The sequence below is a fragment of the Demequina lignilytica genome (genome assembly GCF_030418305.1).
GTDB classification, from domain to species: Bacteria; Actinomycetota; Actinomycetes; order Actinomycetales; family Demequinaceae; genus Demequina; species Demequina lignilytica.
On record NZ_JAUHPX010000005.1, the window covers coordinates 204,051 to 218,534 of the forward strand.

Below are 14,484 nucleotides of genomic sequence, written 5' to 3' on the forward strand. Positions count from 1 at the left end.
GCGCTGGTCCCCGCTCGAGCGGAGCTTCGGCCGTTCCCGGTTGTCCCGGGCCCGACGACCGGCGGTCTTGGGCCTGACCATCGTACGGGAACCGCGCATCGTCCGCAACTCGGGTGGCCCGGTGCACGCCGCGTCCCGCGAAATGGAGATCGAGTGCCCGCACACCCAGAGTGTCGAGCACTCAGAGTCCATGTCGCGCGGATGGCCGGGGGGGACGATGCGCGGGCCATGCGGCGGACGATGCGCGCGCGGGGCGCACGAAGGCCCGGCCCCTCGCGGAGGGGCCGGGCCTGGTGACGCGCGTCGCGCCTGTGGGCGCTGTGGGCGTCACTCTCTCCTCACGCCGCCCGGGGTCGCCGAGCGGTGCGCGAGAGAAGGGTGGTGCCTGGCTCTACGCCTCGACCTTGGCCTGGGCGTCCAGCGGGATGCCCGGGCCCTGGGTCGCCGAGATGGCGGCCTTGATGATGTACCGGCCCTTCGAGGCAGACGGCTTGGCGCGGAGCACCTCGTCGAGGACGGCCTGGTAGTTCTCGAGCAGCTTCTCGTCGCCGAACGACGCCTTGCCCAGCACGGTGTGCAGGTTGGCGTGCTTGTCGACGCGGAACTCGATCTTTCCGCCCTTGATGTCGGAGACGGCCTTGGTGACGTCCATGGTCACGGTGCCGGTCTTCGGGTTGGGCATGAGGCCACGGGGACCGAGCACGCGGCCGAGGCGGCCGACCTTGCCCATGAGGTCCGGCGTGGCGACGACGGCGTCGAAGTCCTGGCGGCCGTCGGCCACCTCGGCGATGAGCTCGTCGCCACCGACGATGTCGGCGCCGGCCTCGCGGGCCGCCTCCGCCTTGTCACCGTTGGCAAAGACCAGGACCCTGGCGGTCTTGCCGGTGCCGTGAGGCAGGATGCAGGTCGAGCGGACCATCTGGTCCGCGTGACGCGGGTCGACGCCGAGCTTGAACACGACGTCGATGGTCGAGTCGGTGTTCTTCGAGGCGGTCTTCTGCGCAAGGCGGAGCGCCTCGAGCGGGGTGTAGAGCTGGCTGCGGTCGACGAGCTGGGCTGCGTCGCGGTAAGCCTTGGAGCGCTTGGTCATCTGCGTGTCTTTCCTTTGCAGTCGTGGTGCGGGCCAGCGCGGCCCCTGCCACTGAGGTTGAGGGTCCTTAGGAGACCGTGATGCCCATGGAGCGGGCGGTGCCGGCGATGATCTTCGCGGCGGCGTCGATGTCGTTGGCGTTGAGGTCGGCCATCTTGGCCTCGGCGATCTCGCGCACCTGGGCCTCGGTCAGGTTGCCGACCTTGGTGGTGTGCGGGGTGCCGGAGCCCTTGGCGACGCCAGCGGCCTTCTTGATGAGCTCGGCGGCCGGGGGCGTCTTCAGGACGAACGTGAACGAACGGTCCTCGTAGACGGTGATCTCGACCGGCACGACGTTGCCACGCTGCGACTCGGTCGCCGCGTTGTACGCCTTGCAGAACTCCATGATGTTGACGCCATGCTGACCCAGCGCCGGACCGACCGGCGGGGCAGGGTTGGCAGCGCCGGCCTGGATCTGGAGCTTGATCAGGCCGGTCACCTTCTTCTTCGGTGCCATGTTGTGGGTCCTTATCTTGTTGCCTGTGCGGCGTGGCGGCCGCGGTTGCGCTGTCGCGACCTAGAGCTTGGTGACCTGGGTGAACGACAGCTCGACCGGGGTCTCCCGGCCGAAGATGGAGACGAGCACGTGGAGCTTCTGGCTCTCGACGTTGATCTCGGAGATGGTGCCGGGCAGCGTCGCGAACGGGCCGTCGATGACGGTGACCGACTCGCCGACCTCGAAGTCGACGGCCACGGCGGCGGCGGGCGCCTTCGCGTCCTCGGCCTCGGCGACCGCCGCAGCGACCTCGGCGGGGGCGAGCATCGAGTAGACCTCGTCCATGGTGAGCGGGACCGGGTTGTGGGCGTGGCCCACGAAGCCGGTGACGCCGGGGGTGTTGCGCACGGCGCCCCAGGACTCGTCCGTGAGGTACATGCGCACCAGGACGTATCCGGGCATCCGGACGCGGGTGACGAGCTTGCGCTGGCCGCCCTTGATCTCGGCGACCTCCTCCATCGGGACCTCGACCTGGAAGATGTAGTCCTCCATGTGGAGGCTCTCGATGCGGTGCTCGATCGCCTGCTTCACGCGCTTCTCGTGGCCCGAGTAGCTGTGGACCACGTACCAGTCGCCCTCGAGGGTACGCAGGTGAGCCTTGAACTCGGCGACGGGGTCGACCGGCGCGTCCTCGACCGGGGGAAGGTCGGCAGCGTCGGTCTCGACGGCGGCCTCTGCGGGCGCGTCGATCGTCTCGGGGGTCTCGTCAGTCATCTCGTCGCTCATCGTGATCACACTCCAGTCGTCGGGCAGCGTCAGCTGCCGAACACGAGTCCCGCGAGCCAGCCGAACAGGATGTCCAGGCCCCACACCAGCAGCATCATCACGGCGACGAAGCCGAGGACGATGCCGACGTAGCGCACCAGCTCCTCGCGCGTGGGGGTGACCACGCGGCGAAGCTCGGAGATGACCTGTCGCACGAACAGCGCGATTCGTCCGAAGATGTTCAGACCCTCGCGCGACTCGTGCCGCGGGTCCTTCTCCCCGGAATCCGTCACGGCAGATTCGCTCACCGAAAAGTCCTTCTCTCGTGGATTGGCTCACGCGGGAGACTCCCGCGTTCCGCAGGGCAGGCGGGACTCGAACCCACAACCGCCGGTTTTGGAGACCGGTGCGCTACCAATTGCGCCACTGCCCTTCGGGAGGTGACCCTCCCGGAGGCTTTCGACCTTGACCTCGGTCGCACCAGGGCGCGAACCATCATGACGTCTGTCAATCGCCGACGTGCAATGCTACGCCACCGGCCCGGGAAAAGCGAACCGGGCCGCTCCCGCCGCCGTCGCGCGCATCGTCGACCATGCGGAGCCTACGCGGGATGGAAGAATGGCGCGCATGAAGCCTGCACGCCGCGTCTCCGCACGCCTGGGCGCCATCGCGCCCTCCGCCACCCTCGCCGTCGACTCCAAAGCGAAGGCGCTCAGGGCCGCCGGCCGCCCCGTCATCGGGTTCGGCGCGGGCGAGCCCGACTTCCCGACGCCCGACTTCATCGTCGAGGCGGCCGTCGCCGCCGCCACGGACCCGAGGAACCACCGGTACACGCCGGCGGCGGGCCTCCCCGAGCTGAAGAAGGCGATCGCGGCCAAGACGCTGCGCGACTCCGGGTACGAGATCGACCCGGCCCAGGTGATCGTCACCAACGGCGGCAAGCAGGCCGTGTTCCAGGCGTTCGCCGCGATCGTCGACCCGGGCGACGAGGTGCTGCTGCCCGCCCCCTACTGGACCACCTACCCCGAGGCGATCTCGCTCGCCGGCGGCACGGCGGTCGAGGTGTTCGCCGGCGCGGACCAGGAGTACCTGGTCACCGTCGAGCAGCTCGAGGCGGCCCGCACGGAGAGCACCAAGGCGCTGCTGTTCTGCTCGCCCTCGAACCCGACGGGCGCCGTGTACTCCGCGGAGCAGACCAAGGCGATCGGCGAGTGGGCTCTCGAGCACGGCATCTGGGTCATCACCGACGAGATCTACGAGCACCTCCTGTACGAGGACGCGGAGTTCACGCCGATCGTGCGCGCGGTTCCCGAGCTCGCGGACCAGACGATCGTCCTCAACGGCGTCGCGAAGACCTACGCGATGACCGGCTGGCGCGTGGGGTGGATGATCTCCCCCGCCGACGTCACCAAGGCGGCGGCGAACTTCCAGAGCCACCTGACCTCGAACGTCGCGAACGTGTCCCAGCGCGCCGCGATCGCCGCGCTCGAGGGCGGCCTCGAGGAGGTCCACGCCATGCGCGCCGCCTTCGACCGCCGCCGCCAGACCATGGTGGGCATGCTCCGCGAGATCGACGGCGTGGTCTGCCCGACGCCGAAGGGCGCGTTCTACGCGTACCCCTCCGTCGAGGGCCTCATGGGCCGCACGGTGCGCGGGCGGGAGATCACCTCCTCCGCGGACCTCGCGGGCGTGATCCTCGACGAGGTCGAGGTCGCCGTGGTCCCCGGCGAGGCCTTCGGGCCGTCGGGCTTCCTGCGCCTCAGCTACGCGCTGGGCGACGCGGACCTCGCCGAGGGCGTCGGCCGCATCCAGGCGCTGCTCGCCGAGTAGCGCCGCGAGCGCGCCCTCCGCACGGCCGCGGGGTCGCATCGTCCACCCGGACGACGCGGCCCCGCCGTCCGCGCTGACGGGGCGCGGCCCCGCCCCGCTGGCTAGGCTCGCACTCATGACAGACGCAGCGATCAGCATCGCCGGCCTGCACAAGCACTACGGCGACCTCCGCGCGGTGGACGGCCTCGACCTCGAGATCCCGCGCGGCGAGGTGTTCGCGCTGCTGGGGCCCAACGGCGCCGGCAAGTCCACCACGGTCGAGATCCTCGAGGGGTTCCGCAAGCGCACCGCGGGCGAGGTCAGCGTGCTCGGCATCGACCCGCACCACGCGACCAAGGAGTGGCGGACCCGCGTGGGCGTCATGCTGCAGTCGACCAGCGCGCGCTCGTCGCTCACGGCCCGCGAGGCGCTGCTCCACACGTCCCGCTACTACCCGAACCCTCGCGACGTCGACGCCACCCTCGACGAGGTGGGGCTCACCGAGAAGGCGAACGCCAAGCCGCAGACCCTCTCCGGCGGCCAGCAGCGCCGTCTCGACGTCGCGCTGGCCGTGATCGGGAACCCGGATCTCGTGTTCCTCGACGAGCCCACCACCGGCTTCGACCCGGAGGCGCGCCGCCGGTTCTGGCGGCTGATCGAGGGCCTCAGCGGGGACGGCACCACCGTGGTGCTCACCACCCACTACCTGGACGAGGCCGACCACCTCGCCGACCGCATCGGCATCATCGCCTCCGGCCGGCTGGTCGCCCTCGACACCCCGGACGGGCTGCGGTCGCGCGCGACCGACGCGCGGATCACCTGGACGGAGGGCGGCGAGCCCCGCACCGAGGAGACGCCGACCCCGGCCGCGTTCCTGCGCGACCTGCTCGGACGGATCCCCGGCGAGGTCGAGGGCCTCCGCGTCACCCATCCGTCCCTCGAGGACGTGTACCTGCGGCTCGTCGACGACGTCGCCGAGGTCGACGCCGCAGCCGAGGAGGAGCCGTCATGACCGCACCCGCATCGCCACCCGTCGCGCCGCCCAGCTGGACGTCGATGACGCTCAACCGCTACGTGGTCGAGCTCAAGGAGTTCCTCCGCAGCCGCGAGCAGATGGTGTTCATCTTCGCCTTCCCCATGATGCTGCTCGTGCTGTTCGGCTCCGTGTTCGGGGGCGCGGTCCTCGACGGGACGGACGTGACGTTCGCGCAGTACTTCCTCGCCGGCATGGTCGCCTCCGGCATCCTCAACACCGGGTTCCAGTCCCTGGCGATGTCCATCGCGATCGACCGCGACGAGGACGTGCTCAAGCGCATCCACGCGACCCCGCTGCCCGCGACGTCGTACTTCGCCGCCAAGATCCTGCAGGTGCTGTCGGTCACGGTGGTCCAGGTGGTGATCCTCATCGCGATCGGCGTGGCCCTCTACGACGTCGCGCTGCCGTCCGACGCCGCGCACTGGGGGACGTTCGCGTGGGTGTTCCTGCTCGGTACCGCGGGCTCGACCACGCTGGGCATCGCGATGTCCTCGCTCCTGCGCAACGCGAAGGCGGGGTCGGCGATCATCACGCCGATCGTCCTCTTCCTCCAGTTCACGTCGGGCGTGTTCCTGATCTTCACGCAGGTGCCGGCGTTCCTGCAGACCGTGGCGTCGATCTTCCCGCTCCGGTGGCTCGCCCAGGGCATGCGGTCGGTGTTCCTCCCCGACGAGTTCAAGTACGCCGAGGCCGCGGGATCGTGGCAGCTGCCGCTGACCGCGCTGATCCTCGCGGTCTGGGTCGTCGTCGGGCTGGTGCTCGCGGTCCGCACCTTCCGCTGGACGCGGCACGACGACAACTAGGCGCTTCCTGCCCCCGCTCCGAGCGTTCTCTGAGACTCGGCGCGTACCAATGGAGACATGAACAGCACCGTCCTCCGCCTCGGCGTCGTCACCGGCGCCGCCGCCCTCCTGCTGCTGGGCGTGGGCGTGGCCGCCACCGCGGTCGCGCGCTCCGCCGATCCGGCCGATCCCGACACCGTCGCCACGGCCGAGGACGGCACGCTGCTGCAGGACGATGCGGCGATCCCGGACGATGCGGGCCCTGGGGGTACGGAGCAGCTCGGCGAGGTGCCGTCCGACGGCTTCGACCGGGACGGCGACGGCGGCCGCGGCGGCCACCGCGCCGGCCCCCCGTCGGGCGACGCGCTCGCGGTGCCGCCGGAGGAGCAGCGCTGGCGCGAGGAGGGCGAGGGGTCCGACTCGGTCCCCGACGGCGGCGCGGCGGGAGGGGAGGCGTCCGAGGACGACTCCGCGGACACGCCGACGCTGATCGACTGAGGCTCATATAAGAGAGCTCTCAGAATGCCGGCGGCATCCTGAGGACATGAACACCTCCACCGCCAGGTTCGCCGTCACCGTCGCCGCGGCCTCCGCCATCCTGATCGGCGTCGGCGTCGGCGCCACCGCCCTCTCCCGCGCCTCCGGCGACCCGGACCCCGACCCGACCGTCGGCGAAGCGGTCCTGCTCGAGTCCGAGACCGGCGCGAGCCCCGACGACTCTCCCTCGCCCGAGGCCTCCCACGACGATGACCCCACCGAGGTCGAGCACAGCCCTGAGGTCGACGACCTCGACGACGACCACGGGGGCGACCGCCCGGACGGCGACTCGGACGACCGGGTCGCGCTCCCGCCGAACGACACCCGGCTCGGGTCGGTGCCGAGCACCGTGGGCGGCGACGACGACTCCGACGACCATGACGAGGTGGAGTCGGACGACGACTCGGACCACGATCGCGCCGACTCGCACGACGACGACGACCACGAGGACGAGGACGACGACGACCACGAGGACGAGGACGAGCCGGAGGACGACTGAGCAGGTAGTTTGGGCACCGGAAGGTGGCCATGACCTCACGCTTCAGGCACGCGGGCGCGCACGGCATCTCCGTGCGTGCCCGCGTCCTCGTCTACCTCCTCGTGCTCACCGCGGTGGCCCTGGCCGTGGCCGGCACCACGGCCTTCCTGATCGAGCGTGACTCCCTCGAGGACGGGGTCACCGCCGAGCTGACGGCTCGCGGCGACGACTATGTGAGGTGGGTCGCCGAGACCGAGGTGACGGGCGTCGACGCTCTCATGCGGGATGCCGTCGCCCGCTTCACCGGGACGGCCGACGAGGGCGCCGTCGCCATCATCGACGCCGCCGCCCGCTACGTCCCGGCCTCGGACCCGCGGCTCGCGCTCGAGGACGACGAGCAGCTGATCGACCTGCTGTGGGCTCAGACCTCGACCGCGGTGGAGGTCCGTCGAGCGGAGACCGCGAGCGCGTCGTACGCCTACGTCGCCATCCCCTTCCTCGATGCGGCGGGAGACAGGATCGCGGTCTTCGCGATCGCGATCGACGAGGGACAGCGCGTGCACGAGCTGCGCGAGACGTTCGCGGTCTACGCCCTGGTCGCGATCGCCGCCCTGGTCGCGATCGGCGCGTTCGGCTTCTTCACGGTCGGACGGCTGCTGGAGCCGATCCGGCTCCTCGACCGCACGGCGCGACGCATCGGCGAGTCGGACCTGGGCGAGCGGGTCCCGATCGTGGGCGACGACGACCTCGCACGGCTTTCGCGCACCGTCAACGCGATGCTCGACCGCCTGGAGGGCGCCTTCGCCGACCAGCGTCAGCTGCTGGATGACGCCTCTCACGAGCTCCGCACCCCTCTGACGGTGCTGCGCACGCGGCTCGAGCTGCTCGAGCCGCGGGACCCGGACCAGGTCGAGGCCACGCGGGACGAGCTGCTCGCCGTCGCCGCCGACATGTCACGGCTGGTCGAGGACCTGGTGCTGCTCGCGAAGGCGGACCGGCCGGAGTTCCTACGCCTTGCCGCGACCGACCTGAGCGAGCTCACGGAGTCGGCGTTCGCACGGATGGAGCATCTGGGCGACCGCGAGTGGGTGCTCGCCGGCAGCGCGACCGGCCCCGCGGTGCTCGACGCCCAACGCGTCACCCAGGCGTGGCTCCAGCTCGCGGCGAACGCGGTGAAGTTCTCCGAGCCGGGCAGCACCATCCGCGTGGGAAGCGCCCGGATCGCTGAGGACGTGCTGCTGTGGATCGAGGATCACGGCCGCGGGATCGCGCCGGAGGACCTGGAGCGGATCGCCGGGCGGTTCGTCCGTCTCGACCCCGAGACCGAGGGTGCCGGGCTGGGGCTGCCGATCGTCAGGGCGATCGTGGAGGCCCACGGCGGCCGGCTCGAGATCGCCTCCGAGCCCGGCGTCGGCTCCACGTTCGCGCTGCGGCTGCCGTGGCGGGAGGGGTGACGATGCGGGTGCTGCTGGTGGAGGACGAGGAACGGCTGGTCGCGTCGCTGCGGGACGGCCTGCGAACCGCGGGGATCGAGACGGTCCACGCGGGGACCGGCCGCGAGGGGCTCGCGCTGGCGCAGACCGAGGAGCTCGACCTCATGATCCTCGACATCGGCCTGCCGGACCAGGAGGGCTTCACCGTGCTCCGCCGCCTGCGCGCGACCGGCTCCGATCTGCCGGTGATCATCCTGACGGCCCGCACCTCGGCTGAGGACACCGTGCGCGGGCTCGAGCGGGGCGCCGACGACTACATGGCCAAGCCGTTCTCTCTCGACGAGCTGCTCGCGCGCATCCGGCTCCGGGCACGCAAGGCGCCGGGCCCCGACGACGACCCGGTGCTCCGCGTCGGCAGGTGCGAGCTCGACCCCATCGCGCGCACGCTCACGTGCGACGGGGAGCCGGTGGCGCTCAGCCCGCGCGAGCTCCAGCTCGCCCACCTGCTGATGGCCGCGGGAGGGGACGTCGTCTCGCGCGCCCGCGCCCTCGACGAGGTCTGGGGCGCCGCATCGCGCGACAACGTGCTCGACGTCTACGTCGGCTACCTCCGCAGCCGGCTCGGTTCGGAGGCGATCGAGACCGTGCGCGGGGTCGGCTACCGCTTCGTCGGCTGACCGCATCGTCCCCCGGCATCGTCCGCGCGCACGATGCCGGGCGCGCCCGCTCCCCCTACCCTGGCGGGGTGGACCTCAAGACGCCCCGCTGGGGCGACATCGCCATCGCCGCCGCGCTCCTCGTGCTCGGCCTGATCGGCGTCTCCCAGACCGTCGACATCGGCGTCAGCCGCGGCCACCCGTACGACGCGATCGGGGTGGCGCTCGTGGTCGCTCAGGTGGTGCCGCTCGCGTGGCGCCAGCACTACCCGCGCCTGGTGCTCTGGGCGGTGCTCGTGCCGTGGCTGATCGCGGTGGGCTTCGGCTACCCGGACACCGCCGCGATGTTCGCGATCTACGTCGCGCTCTACGGCGTCGCGGCGTACGTCGCGCGACGCGAGGCGCTCCTCCACGGCGCCGCCGTGCTCGCCGTGATGATCGCATGGACCACCGTCGGCGTCCTGGTCACCGACTTCGTGCCGTGGACGGCTCTCGTGGCGGTCACGCTCGCGGTGATCGTGCCGATGATGGTCGGCTTCGTCGACTTCCGCCGCCGCGAGCGCCTGACCGAGCTCGAGGTCGCGCACGCCCGTCGCGAGCAGGCGCAGCGCACGGTGGCCGCGGACGCGGTCCGCGCCGAGCGCGCCCGCATCGCGCGGGAGCTCCACGACGTGGTCGCGCACGAGATCACCGTGATGACCCTGCAGGCGGAGGGAGCGCGGCGGCTCGCGAAGGACTCGGACGAGCGGGTGGTCCAGGCGCTCGGGACCATCTCGGAGTCGGGCCGCACCGGGCTCGCGGAGATGCAGCGGATGATCGGCGTGCTGCGGGCTTCCGAGCAGGAGGCGGCCGAGGCGGCGGAGCACGACCGCGTCGTGGCGGGGGTGCCTCTCTCGGATGCGGACCTCGCTCCCATGCCCTCCCTCGCCGCGATCCCCCAGCTCGCCCAGCAGGTCGAGGACGCGGGACTCCCGGTCGACCTGACCATCTCGGGCACCTCCCATGTGCCGGCCGGCGTGGAGCTGAGCGCATACCGGATCGTCCAGGAGGCCCTCACCAACGCGATGAAGCATGCGGGTCCCGGAGCGCGCGCCACCGTCGCCGTGGAGCGTCGGCGCAGGCTGGTGCGGATCACCGTGGACGACGACGGGCGCGGCGCGATCTCCGACGCCGCCCGGCTGAGCGGCGGGCACGGGCTGCGCGGCATGCGCGAGCGGGTGCAGGCCCTCGGCGGCGCGCTGGAGTACGGTCCGAGGCGGGGCGGAGGGTTCCGCGTGATGGCCGAGCTGCCGTCCGGGGACGACCAGGTGGCCGTGCCGCGGGCGAAGGAGGAGACGCGATGATCCGGGTGGCGCTGGTCGACGACCAGGCGATGGTCCGCGTGGGGCTGCGCATGATCCTCGAGTCCGAGGAGGACATCGAGGTCGCCTGGGAGGCGACCTCGGGGGACGATGCGCTGGCGCGTCTGGCGTCCGAGGCGCCCGACGTGCTGCTGATGGATGTCCGGATGCCCGGCATGGACGGGCTGGCCGCGACCCGCGAGATCCTCGCGCGGGACCCGGACGCCCGCGTGGTGATCCTCACCACCTTCGACGACGACGAGTACCTCTACGAGTCCCTGCGCGCGGGCGCGTCCGGCTTCCTCCTCAAGAGCGTCGAGGGCGACGCTCTGGTGAGCGCGGTCCGCGTGGTGGCGGGGGGCGAGGCTCTCCTCGCCCCCGAGGTGACCCGCCGCGTCATCGCGCAGTTCGCGCGCGGCGGCGCCCCCGCGCCGGCGGATCCGCACGAGCCGAGCGCCGCGGCCGTGGGCGACCTCTCCGATCGCGAGGTCGAGGTGCTCACGCTCATGGCACGGGGCATGTCCAACCAGGAGATCGCGGCGGACCTGTACGTGTCGAACACCACGGTGAAGACGCACGTGAGCCACATCCTCACCAAGCTCGGGGTGCGCGACAGGGTGCAGGCGGTCGTGGAGGCGTACGACTCCGGCCTGGTGGTGCCCCGCCCCTAGCCATCGCTCCGAGGTGGCGATCGGGGGTCATCCCTGAGGCGGACCGCGAGAAACCGTCCTTCTGGACGATGCCCCGGGCGCCGGGGCCGCACCAGACTGGGGCCGTCGAGATCCCTGTCAGGAAGGCCCCACCATGACCACCGTCACCCTCGCCGCGTCGATGCGCGGCGGCACCAAGGACTACGGCTCGGGAGACACCGCGGTGCGCGCGCTCGACGGCGTCAACGTCGACATCGCGCGCCACGAGTTCACCGCGATCATGGGTCCGTCGGGCTCCGGCAAGTCGACCCTGCTCCACACCCTGGCGGGGCTCGACCGGCTCACCGCCGGCGAGTCCTCGATCGCGGACATCGTGATCACCTCGCTGCCGGAGGCGAAGGTCACCGAGGTGCGCCGCGAGCACATCGGATTCGTGTTCCAGTCCTTCAACCTGATCCCGTCGCTGACCGGTCGCGAGAACATCACGCTGCCGCTCGACATCTCGGGCAAGCCCGTCGACCCGGCGTGGTTCGACGAGATCATCGGCATCCTGGGGCTCGGCGACCGCCTCACGCACCTGCCCGCGGAGCTGTCGGGCGGCCAGCAGCAGCGCGTCGCCGTGGCGCGCGCGCTGGTCGCGCGTCCCGAGATCATCTTCGCCGACGAGCCGTCCGGCAACCTCGACTCGCGTTCCGGCGCCGAGCTGCTCGGCTTCATGCGCCGTGCGGTCAAGGAGTTCGGCCAGACCATCGTGATGGTCACCCACGACCCCACCGCCGCGTCCTACGCCGACCGGATCCTGTTCCTCGAGGACGGCCAGATCGTGGACGAGATGCGCGAGCCCACGGCGGACCGCGTCCTCGACCGCATGAAGCAGATGGGCCACTGATGTTCCGCCTCGCAGTCAAGTCCGTCCGGCACAACCCGAAGCGGCTGGTCCTCACCGCGATCGCGGTCGCGCTGGGCGTCACGCTCGTCGCCGCGACGCTGACCCTCACGAACGCCCTGTCCAGCGGCTTCTCCCAGCTGTTCGAGGAGATCTACGCGGGCACCGACGTGATCGTCGAGCAGGACCCCGCCGCGGTCGCCGACGACGAGGATCCCTTCGCGGCCGGCGACGACGTCTTCACCGCCGAGAGCCTCGAGGCGATCCGCGCGATCGACGGCGTGGAGCGCGCCGAGGGCGGGATCCAGGTGATGGGCTCCGTGCTCGCCGCCGACTTCGAGCCCACCGGCGACCTCATGGGCGCCGGCGGGGCCCCGAGCCAGATCTTCAACTGGGCGGGCGACCCCCGCATCGACCAGGCGACGCTGGTCGAGGGCGTCGGCCCCGCGGCGGACGACGAGATCGTGCTCGACCTCGACGCCGCGCCGCGCCTGGGGTACGAGATCGGCGACACCGTCATGGTCGCGACCGAGTCGGGGGTCTCCGAGCTGACGCTGGTCGGACTGGTCCGCTTCGGCGAGTCCAACTCGCTCCAGGGGGCGACTCTCGCCTACCTCACCGAGGACGCCGCGGCAGAGCTGGCCGGGGCCGACGGCTACCAGCAGATCAGCGTGATCGTCGCCGAGGGGGCGGACGCCGCCGCGGTGGCGGACTCGATCGGCGAGGTGCTGCCCGACGGGACGCGCGCGATCACCGGCGAGGACAAGGCCGCCGAGCAGACCGAGGCGCTCGACGAGGTGTTCCAGTACATCGACATCTTCGCGATCGCGTTCGCGCTCATCGCGCTGTTCGTCGGCTCCTACATCATCGTCAACACGTTCCGGATCATCGTCACCCAGCGCACCCGTGAGTTCGGCCTGATGCGGGCCATCGGCGTGACGGGCAGGCAGCTGCGCAGCATGATCCTGCTCGAGGCGGTGGTGATCGCGATCGTCGCCTCCACCGTGGGCCTCGTGGTGGGCTACCTGGGCGCGCTCGGGCTCTCCGCGCTCGTGGAGCGGTTCACGGGCGACCTGTTCGGCACCGTCACCCTGCCGCTCGATGCGGTGCTCGCGAGCTACGTGCTGGGAGCCATCGTCACCATCGCCTCCGCGCTGCTGCCCGCCATCCACGCGTCCACCATCTCCCCGATGGAGGCGCTCCGGGAGGCCGCGACCGAGTCGAAGAAGCCGCTGGCCCGCCGGAACATCGTCGGCGCCGCCATGGCTCTGCTCGGTGTGGTCGCCATCACGGTCGGCCTCTACATGGGCTTGGAGCGCCCGTACATCTACGTGGGCGTCGGCGCCGTCCTGCTGGTGCTGGGGGTGACGCTGCTCGCTGCTCAGGTGCTCGTCCCGCTGGCCTACGCGCTCAAGGCGGCGCTCACCCGCGTGTTCCGCGTCGACGGCAAGCTCGCGGCGAACAACATCCGCCGCGAGCCCCGGCGCAGCGCCAACACGGCCGCCGCGCTGATGATCGGCGTCATGCTGCTCGCGCTGGTCGCCACCTTCACGGAGTCGCTCAAGTCGGTGGTGTCGGAGCAGTTCGCGGGCAGCAACGCCGACTTCTTCGTGGTCAACCCGCAGGGGCCCATCCCGCCCGGCGCGCTCGAGGCCATCGAGGCCGAGGACGGCGTCGCGTTCGTCACGAGCACGGGCCTCGGCACCGTCACGGTCGACGGGACGGCCATGAGCCTCGCCGTGATCGACCCCGACACGGCGGAGCAGGCGTTCGACTACAACAACGAGCCCGACTTCGACCGGCTCGACGGCGGCGTCTTCATCGACCCCACGGTGGCCGAGACGGGCGTCGAGGTCGGCGACGAGCTGACGCTGGAGGGCTCCGAGGGCTCCGCGACGCTCACGGTGACCGGCGAGTACCTCAACGCCGGCGACGCGCAGCTGTGGGTCGACGAGGAGACCGGGGCCGCCCTTCTGGGCGAGGTCGAGGTCTTCCAGTCGATGGTGGTGCTGGACGACGGCGTGGACGCGACGGAGATGCGCGAGACCCTGCTCGCGGCGCTCGCCGACGACTTCCCGCTGGTCGCGCTCCAGACCCCGGACGCCTTCCAACAGCTCGCGAACCAGTTCATCGACCTGCTGCTCGGCGTGATCTCCGCGCTGCTCGGCGCCGCGCTGATCGTCGCGATCCTGGGCGTCGCCAACACCCTGCTCCTCTCGGTCACCGAGCGGACCCGCGAGATCGGGCTCCTGCGGGCAGTCGGTGTCAGGCGCTCGTCGGTCTGGCGCATGATCACGATCGAGTCGATGGTGATGTCCGTCTTCGGCACCATCCTCGGCATGATCCTGGGCGTCGGCCTGGGCGCGGCGCTCGTCCTCGCCCTGGAGGAGTTCGGCTTCAGCACGGTCACGGTGCCGTGGGGCTGGCTCGCCTTCTACACGGTGGCCGCCGCGATCGCGGGCGTGGTCGCCGCGATCTGGCCGGCATGGCGCGCGTCGCGGATGGACATCCTGCAGGCGATCGCCACCGACGGGTAGCGACGGGGAG

General features: G+C 71.4%; 15 protein-coding genes and 1 tRNA gene. 11 read left to right on the plus strand and 5 right to left on the minus strand.

What is annotated here, in order from left to right:
* Window positions 1-391: 391 nt before the first annotated feature.
* The 5 genes from rplA to QQX10_RS09805 form a co-directional block, all read right to left on the minus strand.
* Window positions 392-1,090 carry a 50S ribosomal protein L1 gene (gene rplA / locus QQX10_RS09785; RefSeq protein ID WP_301119549.1) on the minus strand — a complete coding sequence of 233 codons (699 nt, stop codon included), beginning with the start codon at window positions 1,088-1,090 and terminating at the stop codon, window positions 392-394.
* A gap of 67 nt (window positions 1,091-1,157) precedes the next feature.
* Complete coding sequence (gene rplK / locus QQX10_RS09790) at window positions 1,158-1,586, minus strand: 50S ribosomal protein L11 (protein WP_301119548.1); 429 nt, start codon at window positions 1,584-1,586, stop codon at window positions 1,158-1,160.
* A gap of 60 nt (window positions 1,587-1,646) precedes the next feature.
* Window positions 1,647-2,384 carry a transcription termination/antitermination protein NusG gene (gene nusG, locus QQX10_RS09795; protein WP_436968562.1) on the minus strand — a complete coding sequence of 246 codons (738 nt, stop codon included), beginning with the start codon at window positions 2,382-2,384 and terminating at the stop codon, window positions 1,647-1,649.
* Complete coding sequence (secE, locus tag QQX10_RS09800; protein ID WP_436968561.1) at window positions 2,381-2,623, minus strand: preprotein translocase subunit SecE; 243 nt, start codon at window positions 2,621-2,623, stop codon at window positions 2,381-2,383. Before secE ends, nusG begins: the two co-directional genes overlap by 4 nt.
* 67 nt (window positions 2,624-2,690) lie before the next feature.
* A tRNA-Trp gene (locus tag QQX10_RS09805) sits at window positions 2,691-2,763 on the minus strand.
* Between the two features lie 194 nt (window positions 2,764-2,957).
* Here QQX10_RS09805 and QQX10_RS09810 point away from each other — a divergent pair.
* The 11 genes from QQX10_RS09810 to QQX10_RS09860 all read left to right on the plus strand — a co-directional run bounded on the left by QQX10_RS09810 (window position 2,958) and on the right by QQX10_RS09860 (window position 14,474).
* Complete coding sequence (locus tag QQX10_RS09810; RefSeq protein ID WP_301119546.1) at window positions 2,958-4,160, plus strand: pyridoxal phosphate-dependent aminotransferase; 1,203 nt, start codon at window positions 2,958-2,960, stop codon at window positions 4,158-4,160.
* Between the two features lie 115 nt (window positions 4,161-4,275).
* Entirely contained in the window at window positions 4,276-5,151 is an 876-nt protein-coding gene (locus tag QQX10_RS09815; RefSeq protein WP_301119545.1) for an ABC transporter ATP-binding protein, read from the plus strand.
* A complete protein-coding gene (locus tag QQX10_RS09820; RefSeq protein ID WP_301119543.1) occupies window positions 5,148-5,978 on the plus strand; it encodes an ABC transporter permease in 831 nt (276 codons plus the stop codon). The genes QQX10_RS09815 and QQX10_RS09820 overlap by 4 nt, the downstream gene beginning before the upstream one ends.
* A gap of 57 nt (window positions 5,979-6,035) precedes the next feature.
* Window positions 6,036-6,455 (plus strand): hypothetical protein, encoded by a 420-nt coding sequence (locus QQX10_RS09825; protein WP_301119542.1) that lies wholly within the window; start codon window positions 6,036-6,038, stop codon window positions 6,453-6,455.
* Window positions 6,456-6,501: 46 nt separating this feature from the next.
* The gene (locus tag QQX10_RS09830) at window positions 6,502-6,993 is read left to right on the plus strand and encodes a hypothetical protein (protein ID WP_301119541.1); all 492 of its coding nucleotides are present in this window, start codon (window positions 6,502-6,504) and stop codon (window positions 6,991-6,993) included.
* A 29-nt stretch (window positions 6,994-7,022) separates the two neighbouring features.
* Window positions 7,023-8,426, plus strand: a complete 1,404-nt coding sequence (locus tag QQX10_RS09835) for a sensor histidine kinase (protein ID WP_301119540.1) — start codon at window positions 7,023-7,025, stop codon at window positions 8,424-8,426.
* A 2-nt stretch (window positions 8,427-8,428) separates the two neighbouring features.
* Window positions 8,429-9,082, plus strand: a complete 654-nt coding sequence (locus QQX10_RS09840; protein WP_301119539.1) for a response regulator transcription factor — start codon at window positions 8,429-8,431, stop codon at window positions 9,080-9,082.
* A 68-nt stretch (window positions 9,083-9,150) separates the two neighbouring features.
* Window positions 9,151-10,404, plus strand: a complete 1,254-nt coding sequence (locus tag QQX10_RS09845; RefSeq protein ID WP_301119538.1) for a sensor histidine kinase — start codon at window positions 9,151-9,153, stop codon at window positions 10,402-10,404.
* Window positions 10,401-11,072, plus strand: coding sequence for a response regulator (locus tag QQX10_RS09850; RefSeq protein ID WP_301119536.1), 672 nt, complete (start codon window positions 10,401-10,403; stop codon window positions 11,070-11,072). Before QQX10_RS09845 ends, QQX10_RS09850 begins: the two co-directional genes overlap by 4 nt.
* A 133-nt stretch (window positions 11,073-11,205) precedes the next feature.
* Window positions 11,206-11,940 (plus strand): ABC transporter ATP-binding protein, encoded by a 735-nt coding sequence (locus tag QQX10_RS09855; RefSeq protein WP_301119534.1) that lies wholly within the window; start codon window positions 11,206-11,208, stop codon window positions 11,938-11,940.
* Entirely contained in the window at window positions 11,940-14,474 is a 2,535-nt protein-coding gene (locus QQX10_RS09860) for an ABC transporter permease (protein WP_301119532.1), read from the plus strand. Before QQX10_RS09855 ends, QQX10_RS09860 begins: the two co-directional genes overlap by 1 nt.
* The last annotated feature ends 10 nt before the right edge of the window (window positions 14,475-14,484 follow it).

What these genes read in the sequence shown, in the direction of transcription:
- QQX10_RS09820 (WP_301119543.1), top strand. Translation starts at nt 5,148, where the DNA reads ATGACCGCACCCGCATCGCCACCCGTCGCGCCGCCCAGCTGGACGTCG.
- QQX10_RS09810 (WP_301119546.1), top strand. Translation starts at nt 2,958, where the DNA reads ATGAAGCCTGCACGCCGCGTCTCCGCACGCCTGGGCGCCATCGCGCCC.
- rplK (WP_301119548.1), bottom strand. Translation starts at nt 1,586, where the DNA reads ATGGCACCGAAGAAGAAGGTGACCGGCCTGATCAAGCTCCAGATCCAG.
- QQX10_RS09840 (WP_301119539.1), top strand. Translation starts at nt 8,429, where the DNA reads ATGCGGGTGCTGCTGGTGGAGGACGAGGAACGGCTGGTCGCGTCGCTG.
- rplA (WP_301119549.1), bottom strand. Translation starts at nt 1,090, where the DNA reads ATGACCAAGCGCTCCAAGGCTTACCGCGACGCAGCCCAGCTCGTCGAC.
- QQX10_RS09860 (WP_301119532.1), top strand. Translation starts at nt 11,940, where the DNA reads ATGTTCCGCCTCGCAGTCAAGTCCGTCCGGCACAACCCGAAGCGGCTG.
- QQX10_RS09830 (WP_301119541.1), top strand. Translation starts at nt 6,502, where the DNA reads ATGAACACCTCCACCGCCAGGTTCGCCGTCACCGTCGCCGCGGCCTCC.
- QQX10_RS09825 (WP_301119542.1), top strand. Translation starts at nt 6,036, where the DNA reads ATGAACAGCACCGTCCTCCGCCTCGGCGTCGTCACCGGCGCCGCCGCC.
- QQX10_RS09835 (WP_301119540.1), top strand. Translation starts at nt 7,023, where the DNA reads ATGACCTCACGCTTCAGGCACGCGGGCGCGCACGGCATCTCCGTGCGT.
- QQX10_RS09850 (WP_301119536.1), top strand. Translation starts at nt 10,401, where the DNA reads ATGATCCGGGTGGCGCTGGTCGACGACCAGGCGATGGTCCGCGTGGGG.
- QQX10_RS09815 (WP_301119545.1), top strand. Translation starts at nt 4,276, where the DNA reads ATGACAGACGCAGCGATCAGCATCGCCGGCCTGCACAAGCACTACGGC.
- QQX10_RS09855 (WP_301119534.1), top strand. Translation starts at nt 11,206, where the DNA reads ATGACCACCGTCACCCTCGCCGCGTCGATGCGCGGCGGCACCAAGGAC.